22 protein-coding genes are annotated in these 25,067 nt (G+C 62.0%); 19 read left to right on the forward strand and 3 right to left on the reverse strand.

Translation table 11 applies throughout. The features are described from left to right. Positions 1-44: 44 nt before the first annotated feature. From zapE to DFO46_RS18570, 12 genes are all read left to right on the forward strand, one after another. Positions 45-1,208 carry a cell division protein ZapE gene (zapE, locus tag DFO46_RS18515; protein ID WP_120278506.1) on the forward strand — a complete coding sequence of 388 codons (1,164 nt, stop codon included), beginning with the start codon at positions 45-47 and terminating at the stop codon, positions 1,206-1,208. 179 nt (positions 1,209-1,387) lie between these two features. Next, positions 1,388-2,350 carry a malate dehydrogenase gene (mdh, locus tag DFO46_RS18520; protein WP_110791164.1) on the forward strand — a complete coding sequence of 321 codons (963 nt, stop codon included), beginning with the start codon at positions 1,388-1,390 and terminating at the stop codon, positions 2,348-2,350. A gap of 45 nt (positions 2,351-2,395) precedes the next feature. Then, entirely contained in the window at positions 2,396-3,589 is a 1,194-nt protein-coding gene (gene sucC / locus DFO46_RS18525; RefSeq protein ID WP_120278507.1) for an ADP-forming succinate--CoA ligase subunit beta, read from the forward strand. An 18-nt stretch (positions 3,590-3,607) separates the two neighbouring features. Beyond that, positions 3,608-4,510, forward strand: coding sequence for a succinate--CoA ligase subunit alpha (gene sucD / locus DFO46_RS18530; RefSeq protein WP_110791162.1), 903 nt, complete (start codon positions 3,608-3,610; stop codon positions 4,508-4,510). A gap of 161 nt (positions 4,511-4,671) precedes the next feature. Further along, complete coding sequence (locus DFO46_RS18535) at positions 4,672-7,668, forward strand: 2-oxoglutarate dehydrogenase E1 component (RefSeq protein ID WP_110791161.1); 2,997 nt, start codon at positions 4,672-4,674, stop codon at positions 7,666-7,668. Between the two features lie 57 nt (positions 7,669-7,725). Then, complete coding sequence (odhB, locus tag DFO46_RS18540) at positions 7,726-8,946, forward strand: 2-oxoglutarate dehydrogenase complex dihydrolipoyllysine-residue succinyltransferase (protein WP_110791160.1); 1,221 nt, start codon at positions 7,726-7,728, stop codon at positions 8,944-8,946. A 12-nt stretch (positions 8,947-8,958) separates the two neighbouring features. Next, on the forward strand, positions 8,959-9,372 hold the full coding sequence (locus tag DFO46_RS18545) for an MAPEG family protein (RefSeq protein ID WP_120278508.1): 414 nt from the start codon (positions 8,959-8,961) through the stop codon (positions 9,370-9,372). 8 nt (positions 9,373-9,380) lie between these two features. Further along, positions 9,381-9,875: a hypothetical protein gene (locus DFO46_RS18550; protein WP_120278509.1), complete on the forward strand. Its 495-nt coding sequence runs from the start codon at positions 9,381-9,383 to the stop codon at positions 9,873-9,875. Then, on the forward strand, positions 9,872-10,621 hold the full coding sequence (locus DFO46_RS18555; RefSeq protein WP_120278510.1) for an SDR family oxidoreductase: 750 nt from the start codon (positions 9,872-9,874) through the stop codon (positions 10,619-10,621). The genes DFO46_RS18550 and DFO46_RS18555 overlap by 4 nt, the downstream gene beginning before the upstream one ends. A gap of 24 nt (positions 10,622-10,645) precedes the next feature. Continuing rightward, positions 10,646-12,052, forward strand: coding sequence for a dihydrolipoyl dehydrogenase (gene lpdA, locus DFO46_RS18560; RefSeq protein ID WP_120278511.1), 1,407 nt, complete (start codon positions 10,646-10,648; stop codon positions 12,050-12,052). A 128-nt stretch (positions 12,053-12,180) separates the two neighbouring features. Beyond that, the gene (locus DFO46_RS18565) at positions 12,181-12,681 is read left to right on the forward strand and encodes a cytochrome b/b6 domain-containing protein (RefSeq protein WP_183041953.1); all 501 of its coding nucleotides are present in this window, start codon (positions 12,181-12,183) and stop codon (positions 12,679-12,681) included. Between the two features lie 38 nt (positions 12,682-12,719). Next, entirely contained in the window at positions 12,720-13,190 is a 471-nt protein-coding gene (locus DFO46_RS18570; protein ID WP_120278633.1) for a DUF2867 domain-containing protein, read from the forward strand. A 13-nt stretch (positions 13,191-13,203) separates the two neighbouring features. On the opposite strand, the gene DFO46_RS18575 is transcribed toward DFO46_RS18570, so the two are convergent. Continuing rightward, complete coding sequence (locus tag DFO46_RS18575) at positions 13,204-14,298, reverse strand: TraB/GumN family protein (RefSeq protein WP_120278512.1); 1,095 nt, start codon at positions 14,296-14,298, stop codon at positions 13,204-13,206. Between the two features lie 76 nt (positions 14,299-14,374). Continuing rightward, complete coding sequence (locus tag DFO46_RS18580) at positions 14,375-15,301, reverse strand: tyrosine recombinase XerC (RefSeq protein ID WP_245422654.1); 927 nt, start codon at positions 15,299-15,301, stop codon at positions 14,375-14,377. Between the two features lie 154 nt (positions 15,302-15,455). On the opposite strand from DFO46_RS18580, the gene DFO46_RS18585 reads away from it, so the two are divergent. The 7 genes from DFO46_RS18585 to DFO46_RS18615 all read left to right on the forward strand — a co-directional run bounded on the left by DFO46_RS18585 (position 15,456) and on the right by DFO46_RS18615 (position 23,387). Next, the gene (locus DFO46_RS18585; RefSeq protein ID WP_120278514.1) at positions 15,456-17,669 is read left to right on the forward strand and encodes a primosomal protein N'; all 2,214 of its coding nucleotides are present in this window, start codon (positions 15,456-15,458) and stop codon (positions 17,667-17,669) included. 103 nt (positions 17,670-17,772) lie between these two features. Further along, entirely contained in the window at positions 17,773-18,156 is a 384-nt protein-coding gene (locus DFO46_RS18590; RefSeq protein WP_120278515.1) for a DUF4345 domain-containing protein, read from the forward strand. 263 nt (positions 18,157-18,419) lie between these two features. Next, positions 18,420-18,986: a F0F1 ATP synthase subunit delta gene (locus DFO46_RS18595; RefSeq protein ID WP_120278516.1), complete on the forward strand. Its 567-nt coding sequence runs from the start codon at positions 18,420-18,422 to the stop codon at positions 18,984-18,986. Continuing rightward, positions 18,986-20,515 (forward strand): F0F1 ATP synthase subunit alpha, encoded by a 1,530-nt coding sequence (gene atpA, locus DFO46_RS18600; RefSeq protein WP_110791150.1) that lies wholly within the window; start codon positions 18,986-18,988, stop codon positions 20,513-20,515. The genes DFO46_RS18595 and atpA overlap by 1 nt, the downstream gene beginning before the upstream one ends. A gap of 29 nt (positions 20,516-20,544) precedes the next feature. Beyond that, positions 20,545-21,423 carry a F0F1 ATP synthase subunit gamma gene (locus DFO46_RS18605; RefSeq protein WP_110791149.1) on the forward strand — a complete coding sequence of 293 codons (879 nt, stop codon included), beginning with the start codon at positions 20,545-20,547 and terminating at the stop codon, positions 21,421-21,423. A gap of 24 nt (positions 21,424-21,447) precedes the next feature. Then, positions 21,448-22,911 carry a F0F1 ATP synthase subunit beta gene (gene atpD / locus DFO46_RS18610; protein WP_110791148.1) on the forward strand — a complete coding sequence of 488 codons (1,464 nt, stop codon included), beginning with the start codon at positions 21,448-21,450 and terminating at the stop codon, positions 22,909-22,911. Positions 22,912-22,979: 68 nt separating this feature from the next. Beyond that, a complete protein-coding gene (locus DFO46_RS18615) occupies positions 22,980-23,387 on the forward strand; it encodes a F0F1 ATP synthase subunit epsilon (RefSeq protein ID WP_062282344.1) in 408 nt (135 codons plus the stop codon). Between the two features lie 66 nt (positions 23,388-23,453). Here DFO46_RS18615 and DFO46_RS18620 read toward each other — a convergent pair whose 3' ends face one another. After that, on the reverse strand, positions 23,454-25,067 hold the full coding sequence (locus tag DFO46_RS18620; RefSeq protein WP_120278634.1) for a GMC family oxidoreductase N-terminal domain-containing protein: 1,614 nt from the start codon (positions 25,065-25,067) through the stop codon (positions 23,454-23,456).

Raw genomic sequence — 25,067 nt, forward strand, 5'->3', positions numbered from 1 at the left:
CCCATACTGCGGCGGCCGCCCGGCCGTCGCTGAGGCCTGATCCCATGCAGCCCATTCCCGATTATGCGCTCAGCGTCGTCGAACAATTGCGCGCGATGACGGAGGCCGGCACCCTGCAGGCGGATCCTGCCCAGCTCCAGGTTGCCGGCAAGCTCGACCGGATCCTGACAGAGCTCAAGGCCCGCAAGCCTGCCGCAAAGTCGAGCGCGCTCGGCTGGATGTTCGCCCAGCGCCGCAAGCCGCAGACCCCCATCATGGGCCTCTACGTTCACGGCAGCGTCGGTCGTGGCAAGACCATGCTGATGGACCTGTTCTTCAAGCTCGCGCCGATTGAAAAGAAGCGCCGCGCCCATTTTCACGAATTCATGGCCGATGTGCACGGCCGCATCCATGCGCATCGGCAGAAACTCAAGGCGGGGGAGACCAAGCAGGCCGACCCTGTCCCGCCTGTGGCAGCGGCTCTGCGGGATGAGGCTCAGCTCCTTTGCTTCGATGAGTTCGCCGTCACCGACATCGCGGATGCGATGATCCTGGCGCGCCTGTTCACCGAATTGTTCGCGCGCGGCTGCATTCTGGTTGCCACGTCGAATGTGGAGCCCGACAATCTCTACCGGGACGGACTGAACAGGGGGCTGTTCCTGCCCTTCGTCTCCCTGCTTCAGCGATATGTCGAGGTGTCATCGCTCGACTCGCCGACCGACTACCGCCTTGAAAAGCTGGAGAGCCTTCCTGTCTATGTGGCGCCGCTTTCCCCTGAAACGTCGGCGAGTATGGATCGCGCCTGGGGGCGCGTCATCGGGGGGAAGCCTGAAGTTCCCGCGACGATCGAGATGAAGGGGCGGGTTGTCGAGATCCCGAGAGCTTCTGGACGGCATGCACGCTTCACCTTTGACGAACTCTGCGCGCGTCCGCTGGGCGCCTCCGACTACCTCGCCATTGCAGAACGCTTCGATGTCGTCTTCGTCGAAAACATCCCGCATCTGGGGCCGGAGAAGCGGAACGAGACGAAGCGCTTCATCATCCTGATCGATGCCCTTTACGATGCCCGCGTGCGGCTCTTTGCCTCGGCAGTCGCCATGCCAGAGGCGCTTTTGACGGCGAAGAAGGGTACCGAAGGGTTTGAATTCGACCGCACCGTTTCGCGCCTTTTCGAGATGCGCAGCGCCGACTATCTCGCGGATCACGAGCGCATGCGCGGCAAAACGTGACGGATGCATGACATAAATTTTGACGTTTACGTAAGAATTTTACGTTCTAACCGATTGAAATTTATGAACGGAAAATTATCGATTGCGATTCTATTGGGTTGGGTCTATGCGGTCTGTCCACAAGGGCAGGCTAACACTCCGTCTTGACCTTGGTTTTGGATCTAAAAGGAAGCTCTGCAATGGCGCGCAAAAAGATCGCTCTTATCGGTTCTGGAATGATTGGTGGAACGCTGGCGCATCTCGCCAGTCTGAAGGAACTCGGCGATATCGTCCTGTTCGACATTGCTGACGGCATCCCGCAGGGCAAGGGTCTGGATATCGCCCAGTCCGGTCCGGTCGAAGGATTCAATGCCAAGCTTTCCGGCGCAAGCGACTACGCTGCGATCGAAGGCGCTGACGTCTGCATCGTGACTGCCGGTGTTGCCCGCAAGCCCGGCATGAGCCGCGACGACCTGCTCGGCATCAACCTCAAGGTCATGGAACAGGTCGGCGCCGGCATCAAGAAATATGCTCCGAACGCCTTCGTCATCTGCATCACCAACCCGCTCGACGCGATGGTCTGGGCGCTGCAGAAGTTCTCCGGCCTTCCGGCCAACAAGGTCGTCGGCATGGCTGGCGTGCTCGACTCCGGTCGTTTCCGCCACTTCCTGTCGGAAGAATTCAACGTTTCCGTCCAGGACGTCACCGCCTTCGTTCTCGGCGGCCACGGCGACACGATGGTGCCGCTCGCTCGCTACTCCACCGTCGGCGGCATTCCGCTCACTGACCTCGTCAAGATGGGCTGGGTCACCAAGGAGCGTCTGGAAGAAATCATCCAGCGCACCCGTGATGGCGGCGCCGAAATCGTCGGCCTCTTGAAGACCGGTTCGGCCTATTATGCGCCTGCTGCTTCCGCCATCGAGATGGCCGAGTCCTACCTCAAGGATAAGAAGCGCGTCCTGCCTTGCGCTGCCTATCTCACCGGTCAGTACGGCGTGAAGGACATGTATGTCGGCGTGCCCGTCATCATCGGCGAAGGCGGTGTCGAACGCATCATCGAGATCGACCTGAACAAGGCCGAGGAAGAAGCCTTCCAGAAGTCTGTCGGTGCCGTCGCCAGCCTCTGCGAAGCCTGCATCAATATCGCCCCGGCTCTCAAGTAACAGCCTTTCGGCCCGCACAGGGCGGCCCAAGACAGGGACACGACGATGAACATTCACGAATACCAGGCCAAGGCTCTTCTGAAGAGCTTTGGCGCACCGGTCGCCGAAGGTGTGGCGATCTTCTCCGCGGAAGAAGCCGAAGCTGCTGCCAAGCAGCTTCCCGGCCCGCTCTACGTGGTCAAGAGCCAGATCCATGCTGGTGGTCGCGGCAAGGGCAAGTTCAAGGAGCTGCCGGCGGAAGCCAAGGGCGGCGTGCGCCTCGCCTTCTCGATCGACGAAGCCAAGGCGCATGCCAAGGAAATGTTCGGCAACACGCTGGTGACCGCCCAGACGGGCGAAGCCGGTAAGCAGGTCAACCGCCTCTACATCGAAGACGGCGCCGACATCGCCCGCGAACTCTACTGCTCGCTGCTCGTTGATCGCTCGGTCGGTCAGGTAGCCTTCGTTGTTTCGACGGAAGGTGGCATGGACATCGAAGCTGTTGCCCATGACACGCCGGAAAAGATCCACACGATCGCGATCGATCCGGAAGCCGGTGTGACGGCTGCCGACGTTGCCAAGATCTCGGCAGCGCTCGAACTTTCCGGCGCTGCTGCCGAAGACGCCAAGTCGCTTTTCCCGATCCTCTACAAGGCCTTCTCCGAAAAGGACATGGCGCTGCTTGAGATCAACCCGCTGATCGTCATGAAGAACGACCATCTGCGCGTGCTCGACGCCAAGGTCTCCTTCGACGGCAACGCTTTGTTCCGTCACGACGACGTTCGCGCGCTGCGTGACGAAACGGAAGAAGACTCCAAGGAAATCGAAGCCTCCAAGTGGGACCTCGCCTATGTCGCCCTCGACGGCAATATCGGCTGCATGGTCAATGGTGCCGGTCTCGCCATGGCGACGATGGACATCATCAAGCTCTACGGCAAGGAGCCGGCGAACTTCTGTGACGTCGGCGGTGGCGCCGGCAAGGACAAGGTCGCGGCTGCCTTCAAGATCATCACGGCCGACCCGAAGGTCGAGGGCATCCTCGTCAACATCTTCGGCGGCATCATGAAGTGCGACGTCATCGCCGAAGGCGTTGTCGCCGCCGTGCAGGAAGTGGGCCTCAAGGTTCCGCTCGTCGTGCGCCTCGAGGGCACCAATGTCGAACTTGGCAAGAAGATCCTGAACGAATCCGGCCTCGCGATCACTGCGGCCGACGATCTGGACGACGCTGCCAAGAAGATCGTCGCGGCGATCAACGGCTAATCTCAAGGGACCTATCTGATGTCTATTCTTGTAAACAAGAACACAAAGGTCCTGGTTCAGGGCCTGACCGGCAAGACCGGTACCTTCCACACCGAACAGGCGCTTGCTTACTACGGCACGCAGATGGTCGGCGGTATCCATCCGAAGAAGGGTGGCGAAACCTGGACCGGATCGAAGGGCGAAAGCCTGCCGATCTTCGCCTCGGTTGCCGAAGCCAAGGAACGCACCGGTGCCGACGCATCGGTCATCTACGTTCCGCCGGCAGGCGCTGCTGACGCCATCATCGAAGCGATTGACGCCGAGATCCCGTTCATCACCTGCATCACCGAGGGCATCCCGGTCATGGACATGGTGAAGGTCAAGGCCAAGCTCGACAAGTCGAAGTCGCGCCTGCTCGGCCCGAATTGCCCGGGCATCCTGACGCCGGAAGAATGCAAGATCGGCATCATGCCGGGCTCCATCTTCCGCAAGGGTTCGGTCGGCATTGTGTCGCGCTCGGGAACATTGACCTATGAAGCCGTGTTCCAGACTTCGAATGAAGGTCTCGGACAGACGACCGCCGTCGGCATCGGTGGCGACCCGGTCAAGGGCACCGAATTCATCGACGTGCTGGAGATGTTCCTGGCCGATCCGGCCACGACCTCGATCATCATGATCGGCGAAATCGGCGGTTCGGCTGAAGAAGATGCGGCGCAGTTCCTCATCGACGAAGCCAAGAAGGGCCGCAAGAAGCCGATGGCCGGCTTTATCGCCGGCCGTACGGCTCCGAAGGGCCGCACCATGGGCCATGCCGGTGCTGTCGTTTCCGGCGGCAAGGGCGATGCGGAATCGAAGATCGCCGCCATGGAAGCAGCCGGCATCAAGGTTTCGCCCTCGCCGGCGCGCCTCGGCAAGACCCTGGTCGAAGTCCTCAAGGGCTGAGACTGACGACAATCAAGCCAGGCGAAGGATTGATCCGTCAATCCTTCGCCTGGATTTCGCATCTTTGAGGCGATTCGCATTCGAGGCGATCGTGAGCGGCGGGTCGGGCATCCGGCCATCAATTCAAGTCGGGAGGCGAGCCGAGATGCTCGCGAAACACCATGGGTAGGCAAGAAGCCAACGAGCAGTTTCTGATCACGTCCTTCCTCGACGGGCAGAATGCGGCCTATATCGAACAGCTTTACGCACGTTACGAAGAAGATCCCTCGTCGGTCTCCGACGAATGGCGGGCCTTCTTCAAGGCGCTGGCCGACAATCCGACCGATGTGAAGAAGGCCGCCAAGGGCGCCTCCTGGCAGCGCAAGAATTGGCCGATCGCCGAAGGCGGCGATCTCGTCAACGCGCTCGACGGAAACTGGGGCGTGGTCGAGAAGGCCATCGAGAAGAAGGTCCAGGCGAAGGCCGAAGCCACCGCTGCCTCGACCGGCAAGCCGGTCTCAGAAGCCGAGGTGCTGCAGGCGACGCGCGATTCGGTTCGCGCCATCATGATGATCCGTGCCTATCGCATGCGTGGTCACCTGCACGCGAAGCTCGACCCGCTCGGTCTCGCCGTTCCGGTCGATGACTATAACGAGCTGTCGCCGAGCAATTACGGCTTCACCGAAGCCGACTACGGCCGCAAGATCTTCATCGACAATGTGCTGGGTCTGGAATACGCCACGATCCCGCAGATGCTCGACATCCTGCAGCGCACCTATTGCTCGACGCTCGGTGTCGAGTTCATGCATATCTCCAATCCGGAAGAAAAAGCCTGGATCCAGGAGCGCATCGAAGGCCCCGGCAAGGGCGTCGAATTCACGCCGAACGGCAAGAAGGCCATCCTGCAGAAGTTGATCGAGGCCGAAGGCTTCGAACAGTTCATCGACGTCAAATACAAGGGCACGAAGCGCTTCGGTCTTGATGGCGGTGAGTCGCTGATCCCGGCGCTCGAACAGATCATCAAGCGCGGCGGTCAGGACGGTCTCGAGGAAGTCGTTCTCGGCATGGCCCATCGCGGCCGTCTGAACGTGTTGACCAACGTCATGCACAAGCCGCACCGCGCGGTGTTCCACGAGTTCAAGGGTGGATCCTTCAAGCCCGACGAAGTCGAAGGCTCGGGCGACGTCAAGTATCACCTCGGCGCCTCCTCGGACCGTGAGTTCGACGGCAACAAGGTGCATCTGTCGCTGACCGCGAACCCCTCGCATCTTGAAATCGTCAACCCTGTCGTCATGGGCAAGGCCCGCGCGAAGCAGGACCAGCTGGCCAAGGTCTTCGATGGCGACATCATTCCGCTGAAGGAGCGCGCCAAGGTTCTGCCGCTGCTGCTGCATGGCGATGCGGCCTTTGCCGGCCAGGGTGTCGTTGCGGAAATTCTCGGTCTGTCGGGCCTGCGCGGTCACCGCGTCGCCGGCACCATGCACTTCATCATCAACAACCAGATCGGTTTCACCACGAACCCGGCCTTCTCGCGCTCGTCGCCTTATCCGTCTGACGTCGCCAAGATGATCGAAGCGCCGATCTTCCACGTCAACGGTGACGATCCGGAAGCCGTCGTCTACGCGGCCAAGGTCGCGACCGAATACCGGATGAAGTTCCACAAGCCTGTCGTCGTCGACATGTTCTGCTATCGCCGCTTCGGTCACAACGAAGGCGATGAGCCGAGCTTCACCCAGCCGAAGATGTACAAGGAAATCCGCGCCCACAAGACGGTCGTCCAGGTCTATGGCGAGCGCCTGATCGCGGAAGGCCTGATCTCCGAAGGCGAACTCGAAAAGATGAAGGCCGACTGGCGCGCGCATCTCGAACAGGAGTTCGAGGCTGGCCAGAGCTACAAGCCGAACAAGGCTGACTGGCTGGATGGCGTCTGGTCTGGTCTCCGGACCGCCGACAACGCCGACGAGCAGCGTCGCGGCAAGACCGCCGTGCCGATGAAGCAACTCAAGGAAATCGGGCGCAAGCTGTCGACCATCCCCGAGGGGTTCAAGGCGCATCGCACCATCCAGCGCTTCATGGAAAACCGGGCGCAGATGATCGAAACGGGCGAAGGCATCGACTGGGCGATGGGCGAAGCGCTTGCCTTCGGTTCGCTGGCCATCGACGGCCACAAGATCCGTCTCTCCGGTCAGGATTGCGAACGCGGCACCTTTTCGCAGCGTCATTCGGTTCTCTACGATCAGGAAACCGAGGATCGCTACATCCCGCTCGCCAATCTGGCGCCGAACCAGGCCCGCTACGAAGTCATCAACTCGATGCTTTCGGAAGAAGCGGTCCTCGGTTTCGAATACGGCTATTCGCTGGCCCGTCCGAATGCGCTGACGCTCTGGGAAGCCCAGTTCGGCGACTTCGCCAACGGTGCCCAGGTCGTCTTCGACCAGTTCATCTCGTCGGGCGAACGCAAGTGGCTGCGCATGTCGGGTCTCGTCTGCCTTCTGCCGCATGGCTATGAGGGTCAGGGTCCGGAACACTCTTCCGCCCGCCTTGAGCGCTGGCTGCAGATGTGCGCCGAAGACAACATGCAGGTCGCCAACGTCACAACGCCGTCGAACTACTTCCACATCCTGCGTCGCCAGATGAAGCGCGACTTCCGCAAGCCGCTGATCATGATGACGCCGAAGTCGCTGCTGCGTCACAAGCGTGCAACGTCGAGCCTTGCCGAAATGGCCGGCGAAAGCTCGTTCCACCGCCTGCTGTGGGACGATGCCGAGGTTATCAAGGACGGCCCGATCAAGCTGCAGAAGGATGCCAAGATCCGTCGCGTCGTGATGTGCACGGGCAAGGTCTACTACGATCTGCTCGAAGAACGCGAAAAGCGCGGCATCGACGATATCTACCTGCTGCGTATCGAACAGCTCTATCCGTTCCCGGCCAAGGCGCTCATCAATGAGCTCTCGCGCTTCCGCAATGCGGAGATGGTCTGGTGCCAGGAAGAGCCGAAGAACATGGGCGCCTGGTCGTTCATCGATCCGTATCTGGAATGGGTGCTGGCGCATATCGATGCCAAGTATCAGCGGGTCCGCTACACCGGTCGTCCGGCTGCCGCCTCGCCGGCAACGGGCCTGATGTCGAAGCACCTTGCCCAGCTCGAAGCCTTCCTTGAGGACGCACTGGGCGGTTGATCCGCCCGGTTGCTCCCTCACAGACCGAAACGTTCTCTGACCAACGGAATTGAGATCATGGCCACTGAAATCCGCGTACCCACCCTCGGCGAATCCGTCAGCGAAGCCACCATCGGCACCTGGTTCAAGAAGGTCGGCGACACCGTCAAGGCCGACGAACCGCTCGTCGAACTGGAAACCGACAAGGTGACCGTCGAAGTCCCGTCGCCGGTCTCGGGCGTTCTGACTGAAATCGTCGCCCAGAACGGCGAGACCGTCGGTCTTGGTGCACTGCTCGGCCAGATCGCCGAAGGTGCTGCCGGTTCTGCCGGTGCCGCAGCGCCGGCTCCGGCCGCAGCTCCTGCCCCTGTTGCCGCTGCCGCTGCTGCACCCGCCGCCCCCTCTGCTATGCCGGCTGCTCCGGCCGCTGCCAAGCTTGCTGCCGACAACAACATCTCGACGTCCGATGTCGACGGCTCCGGCAAGCGCGGCCAGGTTCTGAAGGGTGACGTTCTGGCTGCTATCGCCAAGGGCCCTGCCGCATCGGCTCCGGCCGCTGCTCCGGCTGCTCCGCGCCCGGCCTCTTCGGCTGACGACGCATCGCGCGAAGAACGCGTAAAGATGACCCGTCTGCGCCAGACGATCGCCAAGCGCCTCAAGGACGCCCAAAACACGGCTGCCATGCTCACCACCTATAACGAGGTGGACATGAAGGCGGTCATGGACCTGCGCAACCGCTACAAGGACATCTTCGAGAAGAAGCATGGCGTTAAGCTCGGCTTCATGGGCTTTTTCACCAAGGCCGTCACGCATGCGCTCAAGGAACTGCCGGCGGTTAACGCCGAGATCGATGGCACGGACATCATCTACAAGAACTACTGCCACATCGGCGTCGCCGTCGGCACCGACAAGGGTCTGGTCGTTCCGATCGTGCGTGATGCCGACCAGATGTCGATCGCCGAAATCGAGAAGGACATCGGTCGTCTCGGCAAGGCTGCCCGTGACGGTCAGCTCTCGATGGCCGACATGCAGGGTGGTACCTTCACGATCTCGAACGGTGGCGTCTACGGTTCGCTGATGTCCTCGCCGATCCTGAATGCGCCGCAGTCGGGTATCCTCGGCATGCACAAGATCCAGGAGCGTCCGGTCGTTGTTGGCGGCCAGATCGTCATCCGCCCGATGATGTATCTTGCGCTGTCCTACGATCACCGCATCGTCGACGGCAAGGAAGCGGTCACCTTCCTCGTCCGCGTCAAGGAAAGCCTTGAGGATCCGGAACGTCTGGTTCTCGACCTCTAAGGAGACATCACGATGGAGCCGGTATCCGCTTCCGCCTCTCCGCTCGTCCTGCTCCTTGCCTGGAGCGTGGTTCTCTTGATCGCGCATGTCCTTCTGCAGGGCGTGCTCGCGACTAAGGAACTGGGGTCTGCGTGGAATGCCGGCCCTCGTGACGACAACAAGCAGCCGGCGGGGAAACTTGCCGGCCGTGCCGCGCGGGCGTCCTCGAACTTCCGCGAGACCTATCCGGCCTTCGTCGCGCTTGCGGCTGGCCTCCTCTATACCGGCGAAATCTCGGGTCTCGGTCTCACCGGTGCCATCGTCTGGTTTCTTGGGCGGATCGTCTACTATCCCCTCTATCTGGCCGGGATCCCCTATATTCGCTCGCTCGTCTGGCTGGGATCCATGGTCGGCCTTGGCCTGATGTTCCTCGCGCTGGCGTTTTGAGGTGCGGCATGGGCGCGACGCTTTCCGCATCGGTTCTTGCTGCTGCGCTTGCGCTCTCGAACGCCGCTTCCGCTGCTGATTGCCTGATCGAGAAAGCAACCTATCGAGAAGCGGAGACGGGGGTCGAACTCGTCTTCGCCGCCGCCAGCGGCGAGAACACGCCCGTTACCCATGGTTTTTCGGCGACAATCGGCAAGGCGAGACTCGACGGTCATGTGATGTATGACCCGGAGATCGAAAGGCCTGTGGGCATGCTGATGAACAACTGCCCGGAGGGTGACGTGACGGGTGCCGATCTCGCGGCCTGCACGGTCTGGAAGGGGATCATCTACGGTATCGATACCAAGACCGGACATGTGGATCTTCTGCCGCCTGAAGGTGGCAATGCACCCGACGCCCTTCTTCTGCCCGGCTTTGGGCCGGCTGTCCTGTCGTCGCCCGTCGGCAAGGGAATGGAAAGCGGCCCTTGGGATGTTTTCGAGTTCAAAGGATGTGCGTCATGAGCGGTCGTCCCCTCCTTCTCGTGACCGGCGGCAGTCGTGGCATTGGCGCCGCCGTCTGCCGCAAGGCGGCAGCACAGGGCTATGACCTGCTCGTCAACTACCGCTCTGACGTGTCCGCGGCCGAAGAGGTTGCTGCCGATTGCCGGGTTCTGGGGGCCAATGCCGAGGTCGTGCAGGGCGATACCGCCACGGAAGACGGCATCGCGGCGATCTTTGCCGCCGTCGATCGTCTGGGACGGTTGGCCGCCCTGGTCAACAATGCCGGTGTCGTCGATCAGACGGCGCGGGTTGAGGACTTCGACCGGGCGCGGCTCGACCGGATGTTCGCCGTCAATGTCATCGGCAAGATCCGCTGCGCCACGGAAGCCGTGAAGCGCATGTCGACAAAGCATGGCGGGCAGGGCGGCGTGATCGTCAATATCTCGTCCATGGCTGCGGTCCTCGGGAGTTCGGGACAGTATGTCGACTACGCGGCTGCGAAGGCTGCAGTCGATACCTTCACCGTCGGGCTCTCCCGCGAGGTCGCAACCGAGGGCATACGCGTCAATGCGATCCGTCCCGGCATCATCGATACCGAAATTCACGCATCCGGCGGCCTGCCGGACAGGGCGCGCGATCTCGCCCCCATCGTTCCCATGCAAAGACCGGGAACGGCGAACGAAGTGGCCGACAGCGTTCTTTATCTCCTCTCGCCTCAGGCATCCTATGTGACGGGTGCCATCTTGAATGTCAGCGGCGGTCGTTAACCGTCGAAAACGAAGGAAGCTCTCATGTCTTATGATGTCATCGTTATCGGCTCCGGCCCCGGCGGCTATGTCTGCGCGATCAAGGCAGCGCAGCTCGGCATGAAGGTTGCCGTCGTCGAGAAGCGCGCCACCTATGGCGGCACGTGCCTCAACATCGGCTGCATCCCGTCCAAGGCCCTGCTGCACGCCTCTGAAGTCTTCCACCACGCCGCCCACGGCATGGCGGATCTCGGCGTCGAAGTCGGCGCACCGACCCTCAACCTTTCGAAGATGATGGCGCACAAGGATGCGACCGTGAAGTCGAACGTCGAGGGCGTCTCCTTCCTGTTCAAGAAGAACAAGATCGACGGCATCCAGGGCACCGGCAAGATCCTCGGTGCCGGCAAGGTCGAAGTCACTAACGACGCCGGTGAAGTCCAGGTTCTCGAGACCAAGAACATCGTTATCGCCACCGGCTCCGACGTCGCCGGCATTCCGGGCGTGGCGGTCGAAATCGACGAGAAGGTCATCGTGTCGTCGACCGGCGGCATCGCGCTCGAAAAGGTGCCCGCGAAGATGATCGTCGTCGGCGGCGGTGTCATCGGCCTTGAGCTCGGCTCGGTCTGGTCGCGCCTCGGCGCCAAGGTGACGGTCATCGAATATCTCGACACGATCCTCGGCGGCATGGACGGCGAAGTCTCCAAGCAGTTCCAGCGCATGCTGGTCAAGCAGGGCATGGAATTCAACCTCGGGGCCAAGGTCACCGGTGTGGTGAAGTCCGGCGCGGGCGCCAAGGTCACGTTCGAGCCGGTCAAGGGCGGTGAAGCCCAGACGCTCGACGCCGATGTCGTGCTCGTCGCCACCGGCCGCAAGCCGTACACGGCTGGTCTCGGCCTCGAAGAAGCGGGCGTTGCGCTTGATAACCGTGGTCGCGTCGAGATCGACGGCCACTACCGCACCAATGTCGCCGGCATCTATGCCATCGGCGACGTGGTCAAGGGCCCGATGCTCGCCCACAAGGCGGAAGACGAAGGCGTGGCACTCGCCGAAATCCTCGCCGGCCAGCATGGCCATGTGAACTACGACGTCATTCCGGGCGTCGTCTACACCCAGCCGGAAGTGGCTTCCGTCGGCAAGACTGAGGAAGAGCTGAAGGCCGCCGGCATATCCTACAAGGTCGGCAAGTTCCCGTTCACGGCCAATGGCCGTGCTCGCGCCATGCAGGCCATGGACGGCTTTGTGAAGGTGCTTGCCGACAAAGACACCGACCGCGTCCTGGGCGTTCACATCATCGGCCTCGGCGCCGGCGAGATGATCCACGAAGCCGCCGTCCTGATGGAGTTCGGTGGCTCGTCGGAAGATCTCGGCCGCACCTGCCATGCACATCCGACCATGTCGGAAGCCGTGAAGGAAGCCGCGCTCGCGACCTTCTTCAAGCCGCTGCACATGTAAACTGTTGCGGAGCTGGAATGGTCCGCCATGATATTTTGATAAGATTGAAGGCCGTCGCTTGCCCCCCAAGCGGCGGCCTTTATCATACGCAGGCACTGCCTCTTTCCCAATTGACGAAAGGCAAACCCATGCCCGCGATGACGCCGACATCCTATTCCATCCTCCAGAAAGCCCTGCACTGGTCGATGGCCCTCCTCATCCTCTTCAACCTGCTCTTTGCCGATGCGATGGAGGAAGCCGTCGAGGCTTACGAGCGCGGAGAAGTCCCCTCGGCCGAAGACCTCTCCTCCGCCAATCTCCACGCCTATGTCGGCATCACCGTGCTCTGTCTTGGGCTCATTCGGCTTGCCGTGCGCCTGATCCGTGGTGCCCCGGCGGCGCCTGAAGAGGAGCCGCCGATCCTGCGGCTTGCCTCAAAAGTAGCCCATTGGGCTTTCTATGCGCTGTTCATCCTCCTGCCGTTCAGCGGCATCGGCAAATACTATTTCGGCAACGACGTCGCCGGCGAGGTCCATGGCGGACCGCTGAAGCTGCTGATGTGGGCACTGATCGTGGTTCACATTGCCGCAGTGCTGGTGCACCAGTTCTACTGGAAGACCTCCGTCGCACAGCGTATGACGAAAGGGTGAAACGCGGCGCCCTGAGGTCGCCGGATCTTGGGGCGCGCATGTCTGACATATCCGCCGAATCCGTGACTCTGCCGCACCGGGCACTGCCCTTGGCGAACTGGGCCGATTGTTACACCGTAACCATCTTCGATCCCGAAGCGAAGGCTCTCGATCTCGCCCGAGCGATGTTCGAGCGGGCACCGCGCTGGATCGCCTTGCTTCTTGCCCTGCGAAACAGCATCGTTGTTCTGTTCGGCTTGAAATCTGCCGAACTCGGTGTCGCCGATGGCGAGACCGTCGGGGCTTTCCCGGTGGTCAGCGCCCGTGAAGACCAGGTCGTACTCGGCTTCGACGACAGGCACCTGAATTTTCGAATCGTGTTGGATGTCACGCCTGCCGGTGCTCAGGCGCGAAAGCTTGCCGTCACAACACTGGTCGAGCGACACAATCTCTTCGGGCGGATCTATATCTTTCTCATCACGCCGTTCCACAAGCTGATCGTCCGGACCATGCTGGCGCGGATGGCCTAAGCGGCTTGTCGGCTCAGCTTCCGGCCTGCGTGACCGTGAAGCCCTGATTGCGGAAGAGTTCGACGAGCCCTTCCTCTCCCGGCAGATGGAGTGCACCCACGGCGATGAAGGCATTGCCTTTTTCCAGGTGCCGCAGGCTCCCCTTGGACATGACGATGTTACGGTCCCGCACGATGCGATCCTCGAAGGCGGCGTAGCTGTTTTCGGCGCCGGTCTCGGGCATCGGGGCGACGGCCTTCAACATGGGCATGGTCATGCCGACGTCGCCGTTGAGGTAGAGTTCGGTCATGGTTTCGGTGACGTCTTCCATCTTGTCGCCGAGCGCGATCGTCTCGATCAGAGCCTCGAAATGGAAGTTCAACGGCAAATCGGCCATGGCCTGCAGCTGCTCGACCATGGTTTCGAGCCCAGCGACCGGCTTGCCGGCCTTGACGGCGTCTTCGGCGATCTGCTTGTCGAGGAAGGAGGCACCTGCCGCCTTGCGCGCCATTTCGCAGGCGGGCAGGGCGACGAAACTGGCAAGAATCCAGGGTTTCATCCGCGACACCGTGCCGAGCGCCAACCCGCGCTCCTTCAAGCCAGCCTCCAATGCCTTCAGGTCTTCGGCATCGATATGATCCTTGATGCTGGTGCCATCGGTAAACATCGTGAGTTCCGGATGCATCAGAAGCGTCGCGCCAGCTTTCTGCTCGTCGAGAACCTCGTCCGATTCGATCACCACGATATCGGCGGCCGCCGCTGCCTCGCGGGCACCGGGCGGCATGGTCAGGACACGCGGATCGGTCACATGCATGGTGCCGAGCAGCCAGGACGGCGCCACGCCCGGCTTTTCGATCTTCCAGAAGATGCCTTTGCCGTTTGGAACCTTCGCTGCCTCGTCGCGGATCTTCTGCAGTTCCGCAGGATTCTCCTTCTCCATGGCGACCAGCAGGTTGTGGCCGTGGCAGCTCGTATCCGTCGCCGCATGGGCGGGGCTGAGCGTTAGGAGGGTGCTTATCAGCACGACAAGCAGCAGGAGCGGCAGCGCACCCGCGAGCCAGACAAGCGCATCCGCCGCCGACGGGCGCGGCAGACGGGTTCGCAGCGGGAAGAACGGTTGCGTGCTCATGATGTCTCCTGTGTGGATCGGGACAATAGAAGTGCCGATCCTCACGTTGGCTTAATGATCGTGGTTAACACCGGCATCACGCGCGCGGATGCGCGCGGTCGTAGATGTCCAGCAGCCGCGTGCTGTCCACGCCCGTATAGATCTGCGTCGTCGACAGGCTGGCGTGGCCCAGCAGTTCCTGGATCGTGCGCAGGTCGCCGCCGCTTCCCAAGAGATGGGTGGCAAAGGAATGGCGCAGCGCATGGGGCGTCGCCGAGTCCGGCAGGCCGAGCGCCGAGCGCAGCCGTTGCATCTCCCGCTGGATGATCGCCGGCTGCAGCTTGCCGCCGCGCGCGCCGCGAAAGAGGGGTTCCGCCTCGTCGAGGTGATAGGGGCAGAGCTTGCGGTAGGTTTCAACGGCCTCGCCGACAACAGGCAGGAGCGGCACCAGCCGCGTCTTTCCACCCTTGCCGGTGACACGCAGACTGGTGGCCTTGGCGTGGAAGGCGGAGGGCGTCAGGTCGAGGGCTTCGGAGATACGCAGTCCGCAGCCATAGAGAAGAGAGAGGACGGCGGCGTCACGGGCGGCAATCCAGGGCTCCTCGTTCATCTGTGTGGCCCGGTCGACCACGGTGACGGCCTGGCTGCCGGACAGCGGCTTGGGAAGGGACTTCGGTTGCTTGGGGGACCGCACCGCCGAGGCGCCGGCGGCATTGACGAGGCCCTTGCGCTCGAGGAAATGGAGAAAAGAGCGAAGTCCGGCGAGATGCCGGCCGAGCGACCGGGCACCGGCGCCCTCCTTGCGGCGCGAGGCAAGAAAGGCGCGTAGGTCAGCGGGCCGCAGGTCCTTGATATCGTCGAGGCGCGCGGTCCCGCCGATGTAACCCGAAAGAAATTGCAGAAATTGGCGCGTATCGCGCTCATAGGCCTCCAGCGTGTTGCCGGCCAGGCGGCGTTCCGCGCCCAGCCTGTCGAGCCAGGCAGCCCGTTCGCCAAGAAGTCTTTCGTCTGCCGGGATCACAATGAAGCCTTGGGTGTTGAGAGGTCCTCGTCTCCCACGATGGCTTGAGAGGGTTACCGAAAGCCTAACGTTTGCTGTCACCTTTCGCTGTCGAACCGCTTCAACCCCAACAATCGGCTGTTTCCTTTCCCGGCCGACGGGGGCAAGTTGCACGCCGATGAAGGACGATTCGAACACCCTTTTCGGCGAACTCTTCGACAGTCCGCGCCGCAAGGTCGTGCCGGTGCTGGTGCCCATGCCGGCACCCACCGCCTATAGCTATGCCGTGCCGGATGGCGCCACCGTGGAGCCGGGCATGATCGTCCAGGTGCCGCTCGGGCCCCGCCAGGTGGTCGGCATCGTCTGGGACGGCGAAGATGGTTCCACCGTCGATCCGAAGAAGCTGCGGGAAATCACGAAAGTCTTCGATTGCCCGCCGCTTGATCGGGACATGCGCAGCTTTCTCGACTGGGTAGCCACTTACACGCTGTCTCCGCCCGGCTACGTCGCCCGCATGGCGCTGCGCGCGCCAGCGGCCCTCGATCCGGAGCCGATGATCGAAGGCTTGCGCTACAGCGGCTATCAGCCGGAGAAGATGACGCCGGCCCGGCAAAAGGTTCTGGCGCTCGCCGGCGATGGACTGTCCTGGACCAAGAGTGGCCTCGCGCATGCGACCGGCGTCTCGACCAGCGTCATCGACGGTCTCGCCAAGCAGGGCGTGTTCGAACAGGTCTTCCTGCCGCCGCCACCGATCGTCGCTGCCCCCGACCCCGATTATGCCGAGCATCGCCTGGCCGGGCCGCAGCTGGAGGCCGCAGACGCGTTGCGCGAGCAGATCCGCAATGGTGGCTTCTCCGTCTCCCTGATCGACGGCGTCACCGGCTCGGGCAAGACGGAGGTCTATTTCGAGGCGATCGCGGAAACGCTGAAGCAGGGCAAGCAAGTGCTGATCCTGCTGCCGGAAATCGCGCTGACAGCGAACTTTCTTGAGCGCTTCCAGGATCGCTTCGGCGCAAAACCCGGCGAATGGCATTCGGATCTTGCGACACGGACGCGCGAAAAGGTTTGGCGCCAGGCGGCAACCGGCGAGATCCGCGTGGTCGCCGGTGCCCGCTCGGCGCTGTTCCTGCCCTTCGAGAACCTCGGCCTCATCATTGTCGACGAAGAGCATGACCCCGCCTTCAAGCAGGAGGACCGCGTCTTCTATAATGCGCGCGACATGGCCGTCGTGCGGGCGCGCATCGCCAACTTTCCTGTAGTCCTGGTGTCGGCGACGCCCTCGGTCGAGAGCCAGGTCAATTGCATTGCAGGCCGCTACAAGCGCATCCATCTTCCGACGCGCTTTGCTGACGCGGCGATGCCGGATCTGCATCTGATCGATATGCGTCGGCATCCGCCGGAGCGCGGCGGTTTCCTCTCGCCGATCCTCTTGCGCTCGGTCGGCAAGGCGGTCGAGCGGGGAGAGCAGGCGCTGCTCTTCCTCAATCGGCGCGGCTATGCGCCGCTGACGCTCTGCAGGGTCTGCGGCCACCGCTTCCAGTGCCCGCAATGCTCAAGCTGGCTGGTCGAACACCGCTTCCGTGGCCAGATCCAATGCCATCAATGCGGCTATCACGAGCCGACGCCGAATGCCTGCCCGGAATGCGGGACGCTCGACCACCTTGTCGCCTGCGGTCCGGGCGTCGAGCGCATTGCTGAAGAGGTCGAGAAGCATTTCCCCGATGCGCGCACGCTGGTGCTGTCGTCCGATCTCGGCGGCGTGAAGCGATTGCGGCTTGAGCTGGAGGCGATCGCGAAGGGCGAGGCGGATATCGTCATCGGCACGCAGCTCGTCGCGAAGGGGCACAATTTTCCGCTGATGACTCTCGTCGGGATCATCGATGCCGATATCGGCCTGTCGAACGGCGACCCACGCGCGGCCGAACGCACCTTCCAACTCCTGTCCCAGGTCACCGGCCGCGCCGGGCGCACGGGGCGCAAGAGCCTGGGGCTGATGCAGACCTTCCAGCCGCAGCATCCGGTGATGCAGGCACTCGTCTCCGGTGACGCTTCTGCCTTCTACGAGCGCGAGATCATCGAGCGGGAGCGGGCGCAACTTCCCCCCTATGGCCGGCTGGTGTCGATCATCGTGTCGGCCGATACGCGAGCGGAAGCCGAAGGCCACGCCCGGGCACTGCGCCAGACGGCACCTGTCGAACCGGGCATTACCATCCTCGGCCCGGCGGAAGCGCCGCTGGCGCTGATCCGGGGAAGACACCGCTTTCGCCTACTCGTGCATGGGCGCCGGAGCAGCGACATGCAGACCTTCGTGCGTTCTCTTCTGGAGAAGGGGCCGAAGGAGCGTCGCTCGATCCAGGTGCAGGTCGATGTCGATCCGCAGAGCTTCCTCTGACATTGCCCTGCCGGTCTGAGACAAGAAAAGTGCTGAAGGGCGATACCGTGCGCTGTGGAATCGTGGCATAAGCCGCGCGACTTCATTCATATCAGGATCTCTCATGGAGTTCTATTTTCCGACCGAAACCGGCGAGCAGCTGGCGTTCCTTGCTGCGGCCGCCGCTGCTCTCATCGGCTGTTTCGTGCTGTTTGCTCCCGGTCTCACGCTCAGACTGCTTGGACTCGCCATCGCCGGCGATCGGCCGGAAGGCTTGGGTGCGGCCCGTTCTGCAGGCGGATTGATCGTCGGCTTTTCCGGCACGGCATTGCTTCTCGCCCAACCCACCGTCTATCTCGCCTTCGGGGCCGCGATCGGGCTTGCAGCCTTCGCCCGCATCCTGTCCATCATGTCCGACCATGGGGGCACATGGCGCAATATGCTTCTTCTGGTTGTGGAGCTGATGCTTGCTGCTCTCCCGCTTGCTTATGTCTTTGGTCTGACGTGAAGATCCGCTTTCCCGTTCGAACGGCGCGGGATCCCGCCAATTTGACGCAGATCCGGACAAAATTCGGTCCCAGGCCTTGCTCTGAAGGAGCAAACCGTTAATACGCGTGTTGCGAGTCTGGATACGCTATGCTAGACGAACCGCGAAATTCGGAAAACGCAAGCGAAGAAGGCTCGCGTTTTTGAGGAAAACAAAACGATTTCAGGGCTTTGTCCTGCCTCTATCGAGGTGTCGGACATCCTGGGTCAAGATCAGGGAATTTTTTGCCCGTGGCAGACGCATCCCAAGTGATTTCTGGCGTGGCCGAGCGTTACGCATCGTCTCTTTTCGAGCTTGCGCTCGAAGCCGGTGCGCTGGACGCCGTCTCGGCTGATCTCAACCGCTTCCAGGCGATGATCGATGAGAGCGCCGATCTGAAGCGCCTCGTCCTGTCGCCCGTTTTTACGGCCGAGGATCAGGTTAATGCGATCACCGCGATCGGCGAAAAGGCCGGATTCAGCGCGCTGGTCCTGAACTTCCTCAAGGTCGTCGCCGGCAATCGCCGCCTGTTTGCCGTCTCCGGCATGGTGGCTGGTTATCGCCAGGCCGTTGCCCGTCACAAGGGTGAGGTCACGGCCGATGTCATCTCCGCTCATGCCCTCACGGCTGAGCAGGAAACTGAACTGAAGGCGGCGCTGAAGAGCGTTACCGGCAAGGAAGTCTCGATCGCTGTCACGGTCGATCCCTCCCTGCTCGGCGGCCTGATCGTCAAGGTCGGCTCCCGCCAGATCGACACGTCTCTTCGCACCAAACTTTCCACCCTTAAGCTTGCACTGAAAGAGGTTGGCTGATGGATATCCGCGCCGCGGAAATTTCCGCAATTCTGAAAGATCAAATCAAGAACTTCGGCAAGGAGGCGGAAGTCTCTGAAGTCGGTCAGGTTCTGTCCGTCGGTGACGGTATCGCCCGCGTCTACGGCCTCGACAATGTCCAGGCCGGTGAAATGGTCGAGTTCCCGGGCGGCATCCGCGGCATGGCGCTCAACCTCGAAGCCGACAACGTCGGTGTGGTTCTCTTCGGTGCCGACCGCGGCATCAAGGAAGGCGACATCGTCAAGCGCACCGGCGCGATCGTTGACGTTCCGGTCGGTCCGGAACTGCTCGGCCGCGTTGTTGACGCGCTCGGCAATCCGATCGACGGCAAGGGTCCGATCAACGCCGCGAAGCGTTCGCGCGTTGACGTCAAGGCTCCGGGCATCATCCCGCGCAAGTCGGTTCATGAGCCGATGTCGACCGGCCTCAAGGCCATCGACGCTCTGATCCCGGTTGGCCGTGGCCAGCGCGAGCTCGTCATCGGTGACCGTCAGACCGGCAAGACCGCCATCATTCTCGACACCTTCCTGAACCAGAAGGCCGTGCATGACAGCGGCGCCGACAACGACAAGCTTTACTGCGTCTACGTCGCTATCGGCCAGAAGCGCTCGACCGTTGCCCAGTTCGTCAAGGTGCTCGAAGAGCGCGGCGCACTGCAGTACTCGATCATCATCGCTGCGACCGCATCCGACCCGGCTCCGATGCAGTACCTCGCACCGTTCGCCGGTTGCGCGATGGGTGAATATTTCCGCGACAACGGCAAGCATGCCCTGATCGCTTATGACGACCTGTCCAAGCAGGCTGTCGCTTACCGCCAGATGTCGCTTCTTCTGCGCCGTCCGCCGGGCCGCGAAGCTTATCCGGGCGACGTCTTCTATCTGCATTCGCGTCTGCTTGAGCGCGCTGCAAAGATGGGCGACGCTGCCGGCGCCGGCTCGCTGACCGCTCTGCCGGTCATCGAAACCCAGGGCAACGACGTGTCTGCCTTCATTCCGACCAACGTGATCTCGATCACCGACGGCCAGATCTTCCTTGAAACCGACCTGTTCTACCAGGGTATCCGTCCGGCCGTTAACGTCGGTCTGTCGGTTTCGCGCGTCGGTTCGGCCGCTCAGGTCAAGGCGATGAAGCAGGTTGCCGGCTCGATCAAGGGCGAACTCGCCCAGTATCGCGAAATGGCCGCCTTCGCCCAGTTCGGTTCCGACCTTGACGCCGCCACCCAGCGCCTGCTGAACCGTGGTGCGCGCCTGACGGAACTCCTGAAGCAGCCGCAGTTCTCGCCGCTCAAGACGGAAGAACAGGTTGCCGTGATCTTCGCCGGCGTGAACGGTTATCTCGACAAGATCGCCGTGAACCAGGTTGGCAAGTTCGAACAGGGCCTGCTCTCCTACCTCCACTCGGAAGGCAAGGCGATTCTCGACGCCATCCGCACCGAAAAGGCGATCAGCGACGATACCAAGGGCAAGCTCAAGGCCGCTCTCGATACCTTCGCGAAGAACTTCGCCTAATTCAGGCTCAAGCCAAGGACGGATAACGGATGCCTTCACTTAAGGATCTGAAAAACCGGATCGCCTCCGTCAAGGCGACGCAGAAGATCACCAAGGCGATGAAAATGGTCGCCGCGGCGAAGCTGCGTCGCGCTCAGGAAGCGGCCGAGGCTGCGCGTCCCTATTCGCAGCGCATGGGCGTCGTCCTGGCCAATATCGCTCAGGCGGTCGGCACGGACGATAGCGCACCGCGCCTGATGACGGGCACCGGCAAGGACGACGTGCATCTGCTCGTCGTCTGCACGGCTGAACGTGGTCTGTGCGGCGGCTTCAACTCGTCGATCTCGCGTTTCGCCCGTGACCATGCGCGCAAGCTGCTGGCCGCCGGCAAGACGGTGAAGATCTTCTGCGTCGGCAAGAAGGGCTTTGACAGCCTGCGTCGCGAATTCGGCAGCATGATCGTGGAACGCGTCGACCTGCGCGAAGTCAAGCGCATGAGCTTCGCGGATGCGGATGCCATCGGTCGCAAGATCATCGGCATGTTCGATCGCGGTGAGTTTGACGTCTGCACGCTGTTCTATGCCGAGTTCAAGTCGGTGATCAGCCAGGTCCCGACCGCTCTCCAGCTCGTTCCGGCCGCTCCGCCGGTTGCAGCTTCCGAAAGCGGCGCGACTGCGCTTTACGAATATGAGCCGGATGCGTCGGCGATCCTTACGGATCTGATCCCGCGCAACATTTCGGTTCAGGTCTTCCGGGCCCTGCTCGAAAATGTCGCTGGTGAAATGGGCGCCAAGATGAGCGCCATGGACAATGCGACCCGCAATGCTGGTGAAATGATCAACAAGCTGACCTTGTCCTACAACCGTCAGCGTCAGGCCCAGATCACCAAGGAACTCATTGAAATCATTTCGGGCGCGGAAGCGCTCTGAGGTTAAGGAAAGAGGGTAAGATACATGGCTAAGGCAGCTACCCCCAAGTCTAAGGCGGTCAACTCCGCAGCCGGTGCTCTCGGCAAGGTCACGCAGGTCATCGGCGCCGTCGTCGACGTCGCATTCGAAGGCGAACTGCCCCCGATCCTGAACGCGCTGGAAACCGACAACGGCGGCAACCGCCTCGTTCTCGAAGTCGCGCAGCACCTCGGCGAAAACCAGGTTCGCACGATCGCCATGGACTCGACCGAAGGTCTGGTTCGCGGTCAGCCGGTTTCTGACACGGGCGCTCCGATCTCGGTTCCGGTCGGTCCGGAAACGCTCGGCCGCATCATGAACGTCATCGGCGAGCCGGTTGACGAAGCCGGTCCGCTGGTCACCGCTTCCAAGCGCGCGATCCACCAGGAAGCTCCGGCTTACGTCGAACAGTCGACCGAAGCCCAGATCCTGGTCACCGGCATCAAGGTCGTCGACCTTCTGGCGCCTTACGCCAAGGGCGGTAAGATCGGCCTGTTCGGCGGCGCCGGCGTTGGCAAGACCGTTCTGATCATGGAACTGATCAACAACGTCGCCAAGGCGCATGGTGGTTACTCGGTCTTCGCTGGCGTGGGTGAACGTACCCGCGAAGGCAACGACCTTTACCACGAAATGATCGAATCGGGCGTCAACAAGCACGGCGGTGGCGAAGGCTCCAAGGCTGCTCTCGTTTACGGCCAGATGAACGAACCGCCGGGCGCCCGCGCTCGCGTCGCTCTGACCGGTCTGACGATCGCTGAAGACTTCCGCGACAAGGGCCAGGACGTTCTGTTCTTCGTCGACAACATCTTCCGCTTCACGCAGGCAGGTTCGGAAGTGTCGGCTCTGCTCGGCCGTATCCCGTCGGCCGTTGGTTACCAGCCGACGCTTGCCACCGACATGGGTCAGATGCAGGAACGCATCACCACCACGACCAAGGGCTCGATCACCTCGGTTCAGGCCATCTACGTTCCCGCCGACGACTTGACCGACCCGGCTCCGGCCACCTCGTTCGCCCACTTGGACGCAACGACGGTTCTGTCGCGCTCGATCGCGGAAAAGGGTATCTACCCGGCCGTTGACCCGCTCGACTCGACCTCGCGTATGCTTGACCCGATGGTTGTCGGCGAAGAGCACTACGAAGTTGCTCGTAAGGTCCAGACGACCCTGCAGCGCTACAAGTCGCTCCAGGACATCATCGCCATCCTCGGGATGGACGAACTGTCGGAAGAAGACAAGGTCACGGTTGCTCGCGCCCGTAAGATCGAGCGCTTCCTGTCGCAGCCGTTCTTCGTCGCTGAAATCTTCACTGGTTCGCCGGGCAAGCTGGTTGCGCTCGAAGACACGATCAAGGGCTTCAAGGGCCTGGTCAACGGCGACTACGACCATCTTCCGGAAGCCGCCTTCTACATGGTCGGCTCGATGGACGAAGCGATCGAAAAGGCCAAGCGCCTGGCTGCAGAAGCCGCCTGAGAATGGAACGTCGGCACGCGGGGTGATCCTCGCGTGCCGCTCCTCCCTTCATGAGAGAGTGAACGATCATGGCCGACAATTTCAATTTTGAGCTCGTTTCGCCCGAGCGTCTGCTGCTCTCCGCCCAGGTGAGCGAAGTCGTGATTCCGGCAACGGATGGCGAAATGACCGTCATGGCCAATCATGCGCCGACCATGACCACGATCAAGCCGGGCATCATCAGCGTGAAGCTCGCTTCCGGTCAGGTCACGAAGTATGTCGTCTTCGGCGGCTTTGCCGATGTCCTGCCGACCGGTTGCACGCTGCTCGCCGAATCGGCCGTGCCGCTTGCCGAGATTGCACCTGATACGCTCACCAAGCGTATCGATGAAGCTCGCAAGGAACTCGACGGCGTCGAGCATCACGAGCATCGTACCCGCCTTGAGCAGTACCTGGCTGAGCTGACCAACCTGAACGGCGTTCTGGTCGCGGCCTGAGCGCGTTCTAAACAACAGCATTCGATGAAGCCGGATCTCTGATCCGGCTTTTGTCGTTTTGCGACCTCAGCGGTGATCTTCGAGGATCATGTCAGCCGCCTTTTCGGCCACCATCATGGTCGGCGCATTGATGTTGCCGGCTGTGATGTTGGGGAAGATCGAGGCGTCGACGATGCGAAGGCCCGACAGACCGTGCACACGCAGCCGGCTGTCTACCACCGATCTGGTCGCGTCCGAGCCCATGCGGCAGGTGCCACAAAGGTGGTAGATCGAACCGCTGTTATGGCGAAAATAATCCAGCAGTTTCTCATCGCTATCCGCACTGCCAGAGGGGGAGACTTCGTCTTCTATCCAGGCCTGCAGTGCAGGTGCGGATGCGATTGTGCGCATCAGGCGGCTGCCCTGCAGGACTTCGTCGATATCGTGTTCCGTCGTCAGGTAATTGGGTCGGATCAGAGGCGCTGCCAATGGGTCAGCTGAGGCGATGCCAACCGAACCCCGACTGCTCGGGCGGCAGGCATTGAAGGCCATCAGAAAGCCGGGATAGGGCTCGGGCGTCAGCCCCGCGCGGGGATTGTCAGGAATGCGATAGGAAAGCGGATTGAAGTACAGCTGGATATTCGGTCGCTCTTCCTCGGGCCGGCCACGGAAGAAGCCGCCAGCCTGATTGACACTCATCGCAAAGGGGCCGCTTCGGCGCAGCAGATAGGTGAGGCCGAACTTCGCCTGGCCCAGAAGACTGCCGAAATCACCGTTCAGCGTGGGGCGCTTCGAGCGATAATAGAAGCTCGCGCACAGATGGTCCTGCAGGTTTTGCCCGACGGCTGGCAGGTGGTGCTGTGTTCGGACGCCGTGGGCGAAGAGAAGCGCGCCGTCCCCGATGCCGGACAGTTGCAGAAGTTTCGGCGTATCGACGGCGCCGGCGCTGAGGATAACTTCGCGGCGCGCGCGAAATGTCCGCGTCTGGCCGTTCTTCAGGACTTCGACGGCTCTCGCGGTGCCATCGGGGCCGAGAACGATCCGTCTCGCCAGGGCGTTGCGCTCGATCTTCACGGACCCCTTGCGCAAAGCCGGCCGCAGATATTCCGCACTCGAATGAGAGCGTTGGCCGCGCCGGGTGTTGATGTCGTAGACACCTGCACCCTCGACGCTCGCACCATTGAAGTCAGGATTTTCCGGCAGGCCCAGCTCCCCACAGGCGTCCAAAAAGGCATCGCTCACGGGATGGGTCGCGCCGCGCATCGGGGTTACATGAATAGGCCCCTTGCCACCGTGCCAGTGGCTCTCACCGCGGGCATGGGTTTCGAGCTTACGGAAATAGGGCAACACATCATCATATCCCCAACCGGGATTGCCGGCTGCCCGCCAGTCGTCGAAATCGCTCCGGTCACCGCGCACGAAGATCATGGCGTTGATCGAACCCGAGCCGCCCTGCACCTTGCCACGCGGCGCATAGATGCGCCGGCCGCCGAGCTCGGCTTCCGGCTCCGTCCGATACATCCAGTTGACCTTGGGATTGTAGTAGCTCTTGGCGTAACCGACGGGGATCCTGAACCAGAAGGACTTGTCCTCCCCGCCCGCCTCGATCAGGAGAACCGTGTAGCGTCCGCTCTCGCTCAACCGGCTGGCCACGATGCAGCCGGCCGAACCGGCGCCGACGATGACGAAATCGAACTCCAT

Origin of the sequence: Rhizobium sp. AG855 (assembly GCF_003610655.1) — a bacterium.
In the GTDB taxonomy this organism is placed as follows: Bacteria; Pseudomonadota; Alphaproteobacteria; order Rhizobiales; family Rhizobiaceae; genus Allorhizobium; species Allorhizobium wuzhouense.